The sequence below is a fragment of the Enterobacter sp. WCHEn045836 genome (assembly GCF_003965585.1).
GTDB classification, from domain to species: Bacteria; Pseudomonadota; Gammaproteobacteria; order Enterobacterales; family Enterobacteriaceae; genus Enterobacter; species Enterobacter dissolvens.
Map to the genome: position 1 here is coordinate 15,445 of NZ_RXPT01000023.1, position 14,578 is coordinate 30,022.

Annotated in this window: 13 protein-coding genes; 3 read left to right on the top strand and 10 right to left on the bottom strand. The window is 56.0% G+C overall.

The window, feature by feature from the left end:
* Positions 1-4: 4 nt before the first annotated feature.
* From ubiE to udp, 3 genes are all read right to left on the bottom strand, one after another.
* Entirely contained in the window at positions 5-760 is a 756-nt protein-coding gene (ubiE, locus tag EKN38_RS22565; protein WP_013099241.1) for a bifunctional demethylmenaquinone methyltransferase/2-methoxy-6-polyprenyl-1,4-benzoquinol methylase UbiE, read from the bottom strand.
* 66 nt (positions 761-826) lie between these two features.
* A complete protein-coding gene (gene rmuC, locus EKN38_RS22570) occupies positions 827-2,284 on the bottom strand; it encodes a DNA recombination protein RmuC (RefSeq protein WP_014833697.1) in 1,458 nt (485 codons plus the stop codon).
* 138 nt (positions 2,285-2,422) lie between these two features.
* Complete coding sequence (udp, locus tag EKN38_RS22575; protein ID WP_003860792.1) at positions 2,423-3,184, bottom strand: uridine phosphorylase; 762 nt, start codon at positions 3,182-3,184, stop codon at positions 2,423-2,425.
* Positions 3,185-3,439: 255 nt separating this feature from the next.
* Here udp and EKN38_RS22580 point away from each other — a divergent pair, with 255 nt between their 5' ends.
* Positions 3,440-4,246, top strand: coding sequence for a dienelactone hydrolase family protein (locus tag EKN38_RS22580; protein ID WP_046889419.1), 807 nt, complete (start codon positions 3,440-3,442; stop codon positions 4,244-4,246).
* A gap of 61 nt (positions 4,247-4,307) precedes the next feature.
* Here the strand turns inward: EKN38_RS22580 and metE are convergent, their stop codons facing one another.
* A complete protein-coding gene (gene metE, locus EKN38_RS22585; protein ID WP_014833698.1) occupies positions 4,308-6,569 on the bottom strand; it encodes a 5-methyltetrahydropteroyltriglutamate--homocysteine S-methyltransferase in 2,262 nt (753 codons plus the stop codon).
* Between the two features lie 115 nt (positions 6,570-6,684).
* On the opposite strand from metE, the gene metR reads away from it, so the two are divergent.
* A complete protein-coding gene (gene metR / locus EKN38_RS22590; protein ID WP_014833699.1) occupies positions 6,685-7,638 on the top strand; it encodes an HTH-type transcriptional regulator MetR in 954 nt (317 codons plus the stop codon).
* Here metR and EKN38_RS22595 read toward each other — a convergent pair.
* The 3 genes from EKN38_RS22595 to pldB form a co-directional block, all read right to left on the bottom strand.
* The gene (locus tag EKN38_RS22595; protein ID WP_126522831.1) at positions 7,526-8,425 is read right to left on the bottom strand and encodes a carboxylate/amino acid/amine transporter; all 900 of its coding nucleotides are present in this window, start codon (positions 8,423-8,425) and stop codon (positions 7,526-7,528) included. The two genes, metR and EKN38_RS22595, sit on opposite strands and share 113 nt — an antisense overlap.
* A gap of 82 nt (positions 8,426-8,507) precedes the next feature.
* Positions 8,508-9,308, bottom strand: a complete 801-nt coding sequence (gene yigL, locus EKN38_RS22600) for a sugar/pyridoxal phosphate phosphatase YigL (protein ID WP_013099247.1) — start codon at positions 9,306-9,308, stop codon at positions 8,508-8,510.
* A 25-nt stretch (positions 9,309-9,333) separates the two neighbouring features.
* Positions 9,334-10,326: a lysophospholipase L2 gene (gene pldB, locus EKN38_RS22605; protein WP_014833701.1), complete on the bottom strand. Its 993-nt coding sequence runs from the start codon at positions 10,324-10,326 to the stop codon at positions 9,334-9,336.
* Positions 10,327-10,437: 111 nt separating this feature from the next.
* Here pldB and rhtB point away from each other — a divergent pair, with 111 nt between their 5' ends.
* The gene (gene rhtB, locus EKN38_RS22610) at positions 10,438-11,058 is read left to right on the top strand and encodes a homoserine/homoserine lactone efflux protein (protein WP_014833702.1); all 621 of its coding nucleotides are present in this window, start codon (positions 10,438-10,440) and stop codon (positions 11,056-11,058) included.
* On the opposite strand, the gene rhtC is transcribed toward rhtB, so the two are convergent.
* The 3 genes from rhtC to pldA form a co-directional block, all read right to left on the bottom strand.
* Complete coding sequence (gene rhtC, locus EKN38_RS22615) at positions 11,055-11,675, bottom strand: threonine export protein RhtC (protein ID WP_014833703.1); 621 nt, start codon at positions 11,673-11,675, stop codon at positions 11,055-11,057. The genes rhtB and rhtC overlap by 4 nt on opposite strands.
* Before the next feature lie 61 nt (positions 11,676-11,736).
* Positions 11,737-13,566, bottom strand: coding sequence for an ATP-dependent DNA helicase RecQ (gene recQ, locus EKN38_RS22620; protein ID WP_014833704.1), 1,830 nt, complete (start codon positions 13,564-13,566; stop codon positions 11,737-11,739).
* Positions 13,567-13,656: 90 nt separating this feature from the next.
* Positions 13,657-14,526 (bottom strand): phospholipase A, encoded by an 870-nt coding sequence (gene pldA, locus EKN38_RS22625; protein WP_014833705.1) that lies wholly within the window; start codon positions 14,524-14,526, stop codon positions 13,657-13,659.
* Positions 14,527-14,578 lie beyond the last annotated feature (52 nt).

A 14,578-nucleotide genomic window follows, 5' to 3' on the forward strand; every position in this document is an offset into this window, starting at 1 on the left:
CCACTCAGAACTTATAACCGCGATGCAGTGCGACGACACCCGCCGTCATGTTGAAATACTCAACGTTTTCAAACGCCGCGTCCTGCATCATGGCCTTCAGAGTGTCCTGATCCGGATGCATGCGAATGGATTCCGCCAGATAGCGGTAGCTTTCTGCGTCGTTTGCCACCAGCTCGCCGATACGCGGCAGAACGTGGAATGAATAGGCGTCGTAGGCTTTGCTCAGTGGCTCGATAATCGGTTTGGAGAACTCAAGCACCAGCAGACGTCCACCCGGTTTCAACACGCGATACATTGAGCGCAGCGCTTTTTCTTTATCAGTAACGTTACGCAGGCCAAACGAGATGGTGATGCAGTCAAAGGTGTTGTCCGGGAACGGCAGCGCTTCGGCGTTTGCCTGCACATACTCAACATTCCCCACCACGCCGATGTTACGCAGCTTCTCGCGTCCCATTTTCAGCATGGAGTCATTGATGTCGGCCAGAACGACACGCCCGGTTTCACCCACCAGACGGGAGAACTTCGCGGTCAAATCGCCAGTACCACCGGCAAGATCCAGTACCGTTTGTCCACGACGTACACCGCTACAGTCGATGGTGAAGCGCTTCCACAAGCGATGAATGCCGAATGACATCAAGTCATTCATCACATCGTACTTCGCCGCCACGGAATGAAATACGTGGGCCACCATGTCAGCTTTCTGCGCTTTGGCGACAGTCTGAAAGCCAAAGTGCGTCGTGTCTTGTGAATCGTCAACCATCTCAGAGCCTGCTTATCAGTAAAATGTTCGTGAAGTGTAACAGATTGGGCGCGTTTGCCCTACGTTTCAACCACCACGTAAGAAACGCGCCAGATGCGGGTCTGGCGATAACTCTGCCGCTAACTCGTTGTCTTCACTGTCTCTCTTTTGTTCATCAGCGCCTTCCCGCAGGCGAAACTCTTCGTCCTGTGCCGTGGCTTGTTCAACCAGTTCCGGATTAATCTCGCGTTTAACCTCTACCCCCAGTCCGCGGAAGGCTTCGGCTTGCGCCAGCAGATTGCCACGCCCGGAGGCGAGTTTTTTCATCGCCTGGCGGTAGTTGTCCTGCGCGCGGTCCAGGCTTTGCCCGACCGAGGACATATCATCCACAAAGAGGCGCATTTTGTCGTACAGCTTGCTGGCGCGATCGGCAATCTGCTGCGCGTTGCGGCTCTGATGTTCATAGCGCCACAGGTTGGCAATGGTGCGTAACGCCACCAGCAGCGTGGTGGGACTGACCAGCATAATGTTGTTTTTCAGCGCTTCAGTTATCAGTTCGGGCTGTCTGTCGAGTGCCAGCAGAAACGCGGGCTCTACCGGGATAAACATCAGGACATAGTCAAGTGAGCGCAGCCCCGGCAGCTGCTGGTAGTCTTTTCTGCCCAGCAGACGAATATGGTTCCGCACGGAGGCAATGTGCTCCTGTAGCGCCGATTCGCGGGTGTAGTCATCCTCCGCGTTGAAGTAACGCTCATAGGCCACCAGCGTCATTTTGGCGTCAATCACCACATCCTTGCCCTGCGGCAAACGCACGATGACATCCGGCTGCATTCGCGAGCGGGCGTCGTTTTCGATGCTGACCTGAGTTTCGTATTCATACCCTTCACGCAGACCAGAAGCTTCCAGCACCCGGGTGAGGACGACTTCACCCCAGTTACCCTGCGTTTTGTTATCCCCTTTCAGGGCACGGGTCAGGTTGACCGCCTCCTGCGCCATTTGCGCATTCAGCTGCTGCAAATTACGAATTTCATGTGCCAGGGTGTGGCGCTCACGGGCCTCCTGACCAAAGCTGTCCTGCACCTGACGACGGAAACCGTCCAGTTGCTCACGCAGAGGCGTCAGGAGACTGTTCAGACTCTGGCGGTTTTGTTCATCAACGCGGCGGTTGCTGTGTTCAAAAATGCGGTTTGCGAGGTTCTCAAACTGTTCGCTGAGACGCTGCTCGCTGTTGATCATCTGGCGGATTTTATCTTCCGCATGCAGTTGAGTGGATTCAAGGCGGGTCGTTACTTCACGGAGATCGGCTTCCAGTGAAGTGTTGATATCACGCAGATTGCGCAGTTCGTTGTTGAGTAACTCGCACTCGTCTCGCCAGTGTTCACTCAACGCAAGTTGCTGTTTTGCCCCGCTTAGCTCGGCGACTATCTCTTCACGCTCTGCCAGCTGGTCGGCCTTTTGCTGCGCGTGCTGATAGCTGGAAATCAGCCAGCCTATCGCCACGCCCGCCAGCGCAATCACCGCGTAAATCAGGATTGAGAGATCCACAATGCCCCCTGCATCAACGTATTACCGCACAAAATAAGATTGTGCTGTATAAACGTCCAGTTTGAAAGGGTTTTCCTGCGAGGCGCTACGCAAAAAATAAAGGCCGAACGTGTCGGCCTTTGGTTGCAGAAGAGGGAACTAGATTAGACGACGCGCGGCTTCAACCACGATTTTCACCGCATGACTTTCGGTCTGCTTCATGGTTTCGGCGTTCGGGATCTCCTGCTGGGTACGGTTGACGATAACGCCCGCCACCATACCGGCACGCAGACCCTGGCTTGCGCACATGGTCAGCAGCGTTGCGGATTCCATCTCATAGTTCATCACGCCCATAGACTGCCACTCTTCCATAGAACCTTTAAAACGGCTCACCACACGGCCAGAGAAGGTGTCGTAACGCTCCTGGCCTGGGTAGAAGGTATCGGAAGAGGCGGTTACGCCCACGTGCGTGGTGGCGCCAACGGATTTCGCCGCTTCAACCAGCGCCGTCGTACATTCGAAATCGGCAACCGCCGGGAACTCCATTGGTGCAAAGTGCAGGCTTGCGCCATCCAGGCGCACGGACGCGGTCGTGACCAGCACGTCGCCGACGTTAATATGCGGCTGAATAGCGCCAGTGGTACCGATACGCAGGAAAGTACGGATGCCCAGCTGCGCCAGCTCTTCAACGGCAATGGAGGTAGACGGGCCACCGATACCGGTAGAGCACACAATCACGGCCTTACCATCCAGCTCTGCACGCCAGGTGGTGAATTCACGATGGGCTGCCAGCTTAACCGGCTTATCCATCAGCGCGGCGATCTTTTCCACACGCTCAGGATCGCCCGGGACGATAGCGAGCGTAGCCCCTTGTAAATCGTTTTTGGTGAGGCCGAGATGAAAAACATCAGACTTAGACATAGGTGACTCCTCTGTGGGTCGGTTAGTCAGAAGAAGTAAAACGGTACTTTACAGAAGCAATACGCATAATTTCGTGACACATCTCACCATGAATGAAAATGATTGCAGTAAATTTCCATAAAAAAGTGATTTACATCACATTAACAAGTTATATCGTGGCGTGCTGCACAAAAGATAGACCGTTTAAGGCACTGTGGGTTGTTAACCTGGTGTCTATATTTACCTTTGCGCTAACTCATTGGTACGGAGAATGCCATGACTGAAAAAACCGGTTTTGCACCTGCTGCGGCCCCGCATGCCTCGACCATCGTCTCAACGCCTGAAGACGCCATCACGGCGGGAGAGACCTCCATTCCCTCGCAGGGGGAGAATATGCCTGCTTACCACGCGCGACCAAAATCGGCTGACGGTCCGCTGCCGATCGTGATTGTGGTTCAGGAAATTTTCGGCGTTCACGAACATATTCGCGACCTCTGCCGCCGACTGGCGCTGGAAGGTTATCTGGCCGTTGCGCCAGAGCTCTATTTCCGTCAGGGCGATCCGAATGACTACAGCGACATCCCAACGCTTTTGAGCAACCTGGTCAGCAAAGTGCCGGATGCACAGGTGCTGGCCGATCTGGATCATGTTGCCAGCTGGGCGGCGCGTAACGGCGGTGATGCGCATCGCCTGATGATAACGGGTTTCTGTTGGGGGGGACGCATTAGCTGGCTGTATGCCGCACACAATCCGCAACTGAAAGCTGCCGTGGCCTGGTACGGTAAACTGGTAGGCGAAAAAACGCTGAACTCACCAAAACATCCGGTTGATATCGCCACAGACTTAAATGCCCCGGTGCTGGGACTGTACGGTGGTCAGGACACGGGTATTCCACTCGATACGGTAGAGACTATGCGTCATGCGCTACGCGCGGCGAATGCGAAGGCGGAGATTGTGGTCTATCCGGATGCCGGGCATGCGTTTAACGCCGATTATCGTCCGAGCTATCACGCAGAATCTGCGAAAGATGGCTGGCAGAGAATGCTGGCGTGGTTTAGCCAGTATGGCGGGAAGAAAGCGTAAACATTAAAGCCCGGTGGCGGCGATGCCTTACCGGGCCTACATAACGGGAGCAACGAACGTCTTATCCCTGACGCAAATTCTGCGCCGCCTGCACCATGTTCGCCAGCGCCGCGCGGGTTTCAGGCCAGCCGCGGGTTTTCAGACCGCAGTCCGGGTTCACCCACAGACGCTCTGCCGGAATGCGCCGGGCGGCTTTCTTCAGCAGGGCTTCGATCCACTCCACGCTCGGCACGTTCGGGGAGTGAATGTCATACACACCCGGCCCGATTTCGTTCGGGTAGTCGAACTCTTCGAACGACTCCAGCAGCTCCATATCTGAACGCGAGGTTTCAATGGTGATCACGTCGGCGTCCAGTGCGGCGATCGAATCCATGATGTCGTTAAATTCGCAGTAACACATATGGGTGTGGATCTGCGTGTCATCCTTCGCCACTGCGGCGTTGATGCGGAATGCTTCCACACCCCACTGCAGATAGGCATCCCAGTCGCTACGACGCAGCGGAAGCCCTTCGCGCAGGGCCGGTTCATCAATCTGGATGATGCCAATGCCCGCCGCTTCCAGATCCGCCACTTCATCACGCAGCGCCAGCGCAATTTGCTTCGCGATCGTTTCGCGGCTGACGTCCTCACGCGGGAAGGACCAGCAAAGAATGGTCACCGGACCGGTCAACATGCCTTTTACCGGCTTGTCAGTCAGGGACTGGGCATATTTAGCCCATTCGACGGTGATCGGGTGCGGACGGCTGACATCACCGATCACCACCGGCGGTTTTACGCAGCGGGAGCCGTAGCTCTGCACCCAGCCGTTTTGGGTAAAGACGAAGCCGTCCAGATGTTCACCGAAGTACTCCACCATGTCGTTACGCTCCGCCTCCCCGTGAACCAGCACGTCCAGACCTAAGCGCTCCTGCTCCACAATCGCCTGTTTGATATGTTCCGCGATGCCGGTGCGGTAGTTGGCCGCATCAAGGTTGCCCTTTTTGAAGTCCAGACGCAGACCGCGGATCTCGGTAGTTTGCGGGAAGGAACCGATGGTGGTGGTTGGCCACGCAGGCAAGTTGAAACGGGCACGCTGGGCTTCAGCACGCACTTCATACGGGCTTTGCCGCTGGCTGTCCTGCGCGGTGATGGCCGCCAGGCGTTTTTCCACCGCCGGGTTGTGAACGCGAGCCGAGTGACGGCGCGCCTGAATCGGGGCGCTCCATTCGGTAATCGCCGCCGTGTCACCGCTGTTCAGGGCATCACGCAGCAGGGCCAGCTCTTCACATTTTTGCAGGGCAAAGGCGAACCAGCTCTTCACTTCCGCATCCAGACGGGTTTCTACGCTGAGATCGATCGGGCTGTGCAGCAGGGAGCAGGAAGAGGCAACCCACAATTCACGTTTGCCGACGATATCCTTAATCTGCGCATATTTCTCTGTCAGATCGGCGCGCCAGACGTTACGACCATTCACCAGCCCGGCAGAAAGCAGCCAGTCCGCTGGCAGGCGTTTATGCAGTTCTGCGACATTATCTTTGCCATGCACCAGGTCAACGTGCAGGCCCTGCACCGGCAATCTGGTGATGGTGCCGAGGTTCGGCGTCACACCTTCAAAGTAGGTGGTAAGCAACAGCTTCACCTGCCCGGTGAGTGCATCGTAAGCCGGTTTGAAAGCATCAAGCCACGCTTGTGGCAGTTCGAGCACCAGCGCCGGCTCGTCAATTTGCACCCACTGAATACCGCGTTTGCCCAGCTCAATCAGCACCTGTTTGTAGACCGGCAGAATGTCCTTCAGCAGGCTCAGACGATCGAACGGCTCGCCTTTGACTTTCCCCAACCACAGGTAGGTCACAGGCCCCAGCAGCACCGGTTTCACCTGATGCCCCAGCGCCAGCGCTTCGTCCACTTCATCCAGTAACTGGGTCCAGGTCAGTTTGAACTGCTGCCCTTTAACAAATTCCGGCACCATATAGTGATAGTTGGTGTTAAACCACTTGGTCATTTCCGCCGCTGCCGCTGGCTCACCGGTTGGCGCCCGGCCACGGCCGATGCGGAACAGCGTGTCGATATCTACCGATCCATCGTTGTTCTGATGACGAGCCGGTACGTTGCCAAGCAGCAGGCTGGTCGTCAGAACATGGTCGTACCAGGCGAAATCGCCCACCGGCAGCAGGTCTACCCCCGCCTGTTTTTGCTGCTCCCAGTGGCGGGCACGCAGTTCGCGGCCCACTGCCAGCAGCTCTTCACGCGTGGTGTTTCCTGCCCAGTAGCTTTCTTGTGCTTTTTTTAGCTCGCGACGCAGGCCAACGCGAGGGAAACCGAGAGTGTGATTGCGGATTGTCATGTCATGCCCCTTGTGAAATTCGTTATTTAGACGTCCAGATGTTTACACATCTATAATTGGCAGGTACTGTATATTCCTCAAGCGCAAAATGTTCATGGCGAAGTGAAGGACTTTCATGATCGAGATAAAACACCTGAAAACGCTACAAGCGTTGCGAAACTGCGGTTCTCTCGCGGCGGCGGCGGCCTCACTGCACCAGACTCAGTCCGCCCTTTCTCACCAGTTCAGCGATCTGGAACAACGTCTCGGCTTTCGTCTGTTTGTGCGTAAGAGCCAGCCGCTGCGCTTTACCCCGCAGGGCGAGATCCTCCTGCAACTGGCTAATCAGGTGCTGCCGCAGATTGCCAGCGCGCTTCAGTCCTGTAATGAGCCGCAGCAGACTAAATTGCGTATCGCCATTGAGTGCCACAGCTGTATTCAGTGGTTAACTCCCGCGCTTGAAAACTTCCGCCAGAAGTGGCCGCAGGTGGAGATGGACTTTACCTCCGGCGTGACGTTTGACCCGCAGCCGTCTCTCCAGCAGGGCGAACTGGATCTGGTCATGACATCAGACATCCTGCCACGTAGTGGCCTGCACTATTCACCGATGTTCGATTATGAGGTGCGCCTGGTGCTGGCGCCGGATCATCCGCTGGCCAGCAAGACGCGTATCACCCCGGAAGACCTGGCGACTGAGACACTGCTGATATACCCGGTGCAGCGCAGTCGCCTGGATATCTGGCGCCATTTCCTGCAGCCAGCGGGTATCAGCCCACAGCTGAAAAGCGTGGATAATACGTTGCTGTTGATTCAGATGGTGGCCGCCAGAATGGGCATCGCGGCGCTGCCGCATTGGGTGGTGGAGAGTTTTGAACGCCAGGGCCTGGTGGTCACCAAAACCCTGGGTGAAGGACTGTGGAGCCGGCTGTACGCTGCCGTGCGCGATGGCGAGCAGCGTCAGCCGATAACGGAAGCGTTTATTCGCTCAACGCGGAACCACGCGTGCGACCATCTTCCGTTTGTGCGGAGCGCGGAGCGACCCAACGCCGATGTACCCACAGCGAAGCCAGGATCACCGCTCCCCCAATAAGGAAACTTGGCCAGTGTGGCTGTTGCTGCCAGATGGCAAGATTAACCAGCAGCCCCGCGGGTACATGCACATTGTTCATGATCCCCAGCGTACCGGCGTCTACCTGCGTAGCGCCGTAGTTCCATATGAAGTACCCCAGCCCCGAGGCCACCACACCCAGCCAGACCAAAATGCCCCACTGCACGGAGGTGGTAGGTAGCTTTTGCGGGTTACCCAGCATAAACCACGCCGCGACCGCAACCACCGCCGCCCCCAGATAGAACCAGGCAAAGGCGTTGTGCTGCGGCATCGGGCGGGTTTCCATCAGGCGCTTGTAGCCCACCATGCCGATGGCGAAGCTGATGTTTGCTAACTGCACGAACATCAGGCCGGTCCAGAAGTGATCGCTCACTTTATCGTAGCGAATAATCGCCGCGCCAATCACCGCCAGCGCCGCACTCAACAGATAGCCCCAACGCAGACGACGCCTGCTGAGCAGGTCGTAAATCAGCGTGATGTAGAGCGGCGTCAGCACCGTAAAGAGCAGGAACTCCGAAACGGACAAGTAGATATACGCCCGAAAGCTGAACAGATACATGATGCCGAGCTGCATCGCCCCCACCAGCATATAGAGCAGAATGGTCTTCAGTGATTGTCCGCGCATCCGCAAAAAGGGCAGGAACACCAGCGCCGCCAGCCCCACGCGCATCAGCACCGAGAAATAGCTGTCGACCGAACCGGCAAGGTATTCGCCAATCAGGCTAAAGGAGAAGGCCCACAGGATAGTGGTGATAATGAGTAGCGCCACAATGCTTGTCTCTCAGAAAGAAGGAGAGGCATTGTAGCGAACTCTTTAGTTGACAACTGAGCGATAAATAATCAAATGAAGATTATTCAAGGAACAGCTTGCGCAGATATTTCGGTACCGCGTTGTCTGCGTTAGTGCCGATCACTTCCAGCTCCGGGTGCAGGTCTTTCAGGCGCTGGTGCGCGTTCTGCATGATGCAGCCTTTACCCGCCATCGAGAGCATCTCAGCATCGTTCATGCCATCACCAAAGGCGATACAGTCTTTCAGCTCAAAGCCCATGCGTTTGGCTACCGCTTCCAGAGCGTGACCTTTGGAGACCCCCCCCGCCATCACTTCCAGGCAGGTCAGCGTGGAGAAGCTTACGTTGACGCGATCGCCCCAGCGGGCGTTGATCGCCTGCTCCAGCGGCAGCAGTTCTTCGTGACTTTCGCAGGTAAAGAAGACTTTGCTGATCCCTTCCGGCTCCAGCAGACCTGGCTCATACAGGGAGTAGTTAAACACCGCTTCTTTGAAGAAACGCATCTCTTCCGGACGATGACGGTTCATGAACCAGTCATCATCGCGGTAAACGTTCGTGACGATAGCCGGATTATTGTGCACCACACCGAACAGATCGGCGGCAATATCGCGATCCAGGTTGTGGGTAAAGATCAGATTGCCATCGGTGTCGTGCACGCGCGCACCGTTGGAGGTGATCATGTACGATTTGATCTCCAGGTTATCGCGGATCTGCCCCACGTCCACGTGGTGGCGCCCGGTGGCAAACACAAAGTGCACGCCGCGGGCAGTCAGCAGTTTTAACGTCTCTTTCGCGTAAGGCGACAGGGTGTGGTCGGGGGAAAGCAGCGTGCCATCTAAGTCAGATGCAACAACCTGGTACATAGGGAAATTTAACCTCAATAAAAAATCAGTTATGCCTGTCGAAAAATTCAACAATGGCGTTGAGCGCGACTGAGCGCATAGCGTCCTTTTCGAAAAGGATCTCATGGTACGCGCCGTTGATGACCAGTGGTTTACCCCCTTCACAGGGGTGACCCGCGGCAGCGCGCAATTCACAAAAACGGTCGTGCATGCGGTTATCCACCACACGCTCTTCTTCTGCCTGGATCAGCAGCGTCGGCGTATCATCACAACCAACCCCTGCCAGAACCTGTTCACCGGCAAGAATGCCCTCCCGTACCCAATGATACGTTGGGCCACCTACGCGCAGGCGCGGTTCATCGGCATAAAAACGCAGGTTACGACGATACCGTTGCCGGCTATGGGTCAGCACGTTCAGAGCAAACGGCAATGCGCGCCAGCGCCCCGTCCCGATGGCGTATCCTTCACGAATGCGCTGATGGCCCTCAGCCCAGTCAAGGATATGGCGCACCATCCAGTCAGGAAAACGCATGACGATGCCATACATCGGCGCGGTGAGCGCAATGGCATCGCACTGGTGCTCATAACGTTGTAAAAACAGCGTTGAAATCGCGCCGCCCATCGAGTGTGCCAGAATATAGCGCTTACGCCACGGGCCAGGCTCGACTTCCTGCTGCCAGAATGCGGCAAGATCGTCGACATAATCGCTGAAGTTATCCACATGACCGCGATGGGTGTCGGATAACATACGCCCGGACAGTCCCTGCCCGCGGTGGTCGATAATCAACACGTCGAAGCCCAGATGGAACAGGTCATAGGCCAGTTCGGCGTATTTAATGTAGCTCTCAATACGACCGGGACAGACCACGATGACCCGATCGTTTTTTACATCACGGAAACGAACAAAGCGTACCGGGATATTCCCGACGCCTGTAAACTCATCTTCCTCACGCTGGCGCCAGAAATCGGTTAGCGGCCCCATGGAGAAAGCAGCAAATGCGTTTTCTCGTGTTTCCCAGTCCTTTTTCTGCTGCAACATCGGGTTTCCACCCCCCGTAATCCAGGGAATATCGTTTTTTTCGTAACCGGTCACAAAATGACTCAACAATAGCGTATTGTGGCATAAAAACAGACGATTCGGGAGTTTCAAATGACCTTCGAGTGGTGGTTCGCTTACCTGCTGACATCCATCATCCTCAGCCTTTCACCGGGTTCGGGCGCAATTAATACCATGACAACCTCCATTAACCACGGTTATCGCGGGGCGGTGGCGTCTATAGCCGGTTTGCAGGCTGGGCTGGGTATTCACATTGTGCTGGTCGGTATTGGTCTGGGGACGTTGTTCTCCCGCTCGGTGCTGGCGTTTGAAGTGCTGAAATGGGCCGGTGCGGCGTATCTGATTTGGCTCGGGATTCAGCAGTGGCGCGCAGCAGGCTCGATTGACCTGAACACCCTCGCCCGGACGCAAACGCGCGGTCGCCTGTTTAAGCGGGCGGTGTTTGTGAATCTGACCAACCCAAAAAGCATCGTTTTTCTGGCCGCCCTGTTCCCACAGTTTATCGTCCCGCATCAGCCGCAGGTAATGCAGTACGTAGTCCTGGGCGTGACCACCATTGTTGTCGATATTATTGTGATGATTGGCTACGCAACACTGGCGCAGCGAATTGCGGCATGGATTAAAGGGCCTAAGCAGATGAAGGCCCTGAATAAAGTCTTTGGTTCGCTGTTTATGCTGGTTGGCGCGCTGCTTGCGTCAGCGCGTCACGCTTAGCGAGAAATAATAAGATGAATACCAAAGCCGGCGAACAGCGCGCCGGCGAAGCCGTCAATCCACTTCGCGATGCGCTGATAACCACGGCGCATCGCCGGTAAGGCAAACAGGCTGGCAACAACGGTGAACCACGCAAACGTCTCAACCACGATCAGCAGGAAGATCCCCCAGCGCGCACCCGCCCCCACGCTGTCGCCCACGAACAGGGAGAAGACGGAGCCGAAATAGATAATCGCTTTCGGGTTCGCCAGGTTGGTCAGCAGCCCTTTCACAAAGCTACGGCCGCCCGTAGCCAACTCGACCTTCGGCTCTTGCGGCTTTTTCTCTTCTTTCTTCAGCGCCCCGCGCAGCATCTGGTAGCCCATCCAGCACAGGTACAGGCCACCACCGACCATAATGATGTTATGCAACCAGGCCATCTTCGCCAGAATCAGATTCAGACCGAGCAGTGCGACTGCCGCCCAGACCATGACGCCCATGGTAATACCGAGCACGCCCATCATCGCCTCTTTGCGGGAGCGGCTGACGGCGGTTTGTGACACGAAGAAAAAGTCAGGGCCTGGGCTCATCAGCGCAACGATGTGCACTAACGCCACGGTAAGAAATAGCATTAACATAATTAGCTCGCGGGGAAATAATTCAGTGAGTCATCATCCTGGCACTTTTTTGCCCGGCTGACTACTCCTCATCATCACCATCGGCATGTGAACGGATGAGCGCCATGAACGCTTTACCAAAGCGCTCCAGCTTGCGCGTACCGACGCCGTTGACGCTCAGCATCTCGCTCGCGCTGAGCGGCATCTGCTCGGCCATCTCAATCAGCGTCGCGTCGTTGAACACCACGTACGGCGGGATGTTTTCTTCGTCGGCAATCGCTTTACGCAGCTTGCGCAGTTTGGCGAACAGCTTGCGGTCGTAGTTGCCGCCGTAAGACTTCTGCATCACCCGCGGTTTCAGGGCGACAACGCGCGGCACGGCGAGCTTGAGTTCAACATCCCCGCGCAGTACCGGACGCGCAGCTTCGGTGAGCTGAAGCGCGGAGTGCTGGGCGATGTTCTGTGTGGCAAAGCCGAGGTGAATCAACTGGCGAATAATGCTGACCCAATGCTCGTGGCTCTGGTCCTTACCAATACCGTAGACGGGCAACTTATCGTGGCCCATGTCGCGGATACGCTGGTTATTGGCGCCACGTAACACTTCCACCACATAGCCCATCCCGAAGCGCTGATTCACACGGTAAATGGTCGAGAGCGCCTTACGCGCGTCCATCAGGCCATCGTACTGCTTCGGCGGGTCGAGACAGATATCGCAGTTGCCGCACGGCTCCTGACGCCCTTCACCAAAGTAGTTGAGCAGCACCAGACGGCGGCAGGTTTGCGCTTCAGCAAACGCACCCATGGCGTTGAGCTTGTGACGCTCGATATCCTGCAGCTGTCCCTGCGGTTTCTCTTCCAGACAGCGGCGCAGCCACGCCATATCGGCCGGATCGTAAAACAGCATCGCTTCCGCAGGCAGGCCATCACGTCCGGCGCGGCCGGTTTCCTGATAGTAGGATTCGATATTTCGCGGAATATCGAAGTGCACCACAAAGCGTACGTTGGGCTTGTTAATGCCCATCCCGAATGCCACCGTCGCCACCACAATCTGCAGATCATCGCGCTGGAATTTTTCCTGCACGTCGGCGCGGATATGGTTTTCTAACCCGGCATGATAGGCCGCCGCGCTAAAGCCGCGGTTTTGCAGACGCGCAGCGGTGTCTTCCACCTTCGCGCGGCTGTTACAGTAAATGATGCCTGACTTGCCGCGCTGCTCCTGCACATAACGCAGAAGCTGATCCAGCGGCTTGAACTTTTCCATCAGCATATAGCGGATGTTCGGGCGGTCGAAACTGCTGACCTGGATAAGCGGGTCGTTCAGCCCCAGCAGGCGGACGATATCCAGCCGCGTGGTGTCATCTGCCGTGGCGGTCAGCGCCATAAACGGCAGTTCGGGGAAGCGCTGGCGAAGCTGGCCAAGTGCGGCATATTCCGGGCGGAAGTCGTGGCCCCATTGCGAAATACAGTGCGCTTCATCAACGGCCAGCAGAACGGGATTCCAGTGCGCCAGATGGTCGAGGAAGTTATCCAGCATCAGACGTTCTGGCGCGATATACAGCAAGCGAATCTGTCCGGTACGGCAACCGGCCATCACCTCTTGCTGCTGCTCGCGGGTTTGCGTGGAGTTAAGACAGGCCGCTGCCACGCCGTTGGCGAGCAGTTGGTCAACCTGGTCTTTCATCAGAGAAATCAGCGGCGATACCACGACCGTCAGGCCATTAAGTACCAGTGCAGGCACCTGATAGCAGAGCGATTTACCGCCACCGGTCGGCATTACCACCAGGCAATCACGACCTTCCAGCACGGTTTCAATGATGGTTTCCTGGCCAGGACGGAATTGCTGATAGCCAAAGGTTTCATGCAAAACCTGTTTAGCCAGCGATTCCTGATTCAATACTTCCGCCTGCGCCACGTTAACCCCATATGCCAGAAATGAAACAGGCGCTATTTTCAGCGCCTGAGAGAGAAACTTCAACGATTAACGCAAAAACATTCGAGCAATCTAGAAAATATCGTTCAGCATTACGCCCACACCCACGCGGGTCTGGTTGAAGTTGTAATCGATGAGCGACTCGCCGTAACCGCTGTAGACCTGGGTATAAATACGCACGTGTTTGGTCATCGGGTAGCTTAAGCCCACTTCTGCGCCACCGTAACCGGTGTTCCAGTTGTACTGGCCCCTGGCGCTCAGTACCGCATCACCCAACTGATAACCAATTTTGAGCTGATAGTAGCCCATATATTTGGTGATATCCGGGTTGTCATCGGTGCTGCCCACCACGTACCACGGCTTCACTTCCACCATCAAATTACCATTCTGCGCCATCAGGCGCGTATAGGCGCGGTTCCAGCTACGTGAGGTGGGATCGGAACGGCCGTTGGAGTCATGGTTGAAGCCCACTTCAACGTCACGCAATGTCCAGCCTGCAAACTCATAATCCGTTGCGAAACCCAGAAACAGCTGTGGCTCATAGTTGGTTTCACGGAACGGTGAAGATTCACCGCTGTTGGAAAGCTGCCACCAGGATTTCTGCGTATAAGACGCCCCGAGTACCGAATTCGGCCCCAGAATGCCGCGCCAGAACGGGAACGCGAGGCTGAGCTGATACTTCACCTCATCTTTACGCGCATTCTCAGCCCAGTCATAGGAGCGAATCGCCTCTTTGTTGAGATCGCTGGTCCAGGTGTAAAGCACATAGTTGGTGTCGTACGGGTAGAGCGTGAACGGATTATCATGCTCCTGCAGCAGGTTAGCGATAATGCTACCGCGAACAGCTGGCGTATCGTGCACTTCTTTGACTGTCGCTTCCTGTGCATATGCTGTGAGGGGCAGCGCAACCGCTGCCAGTAACCAGGCCAGATACGTCCGCATCGGTGGTGATCTCCTGCAAAGTGTTAAAAGACTCGAATTGTTATATGGCGCA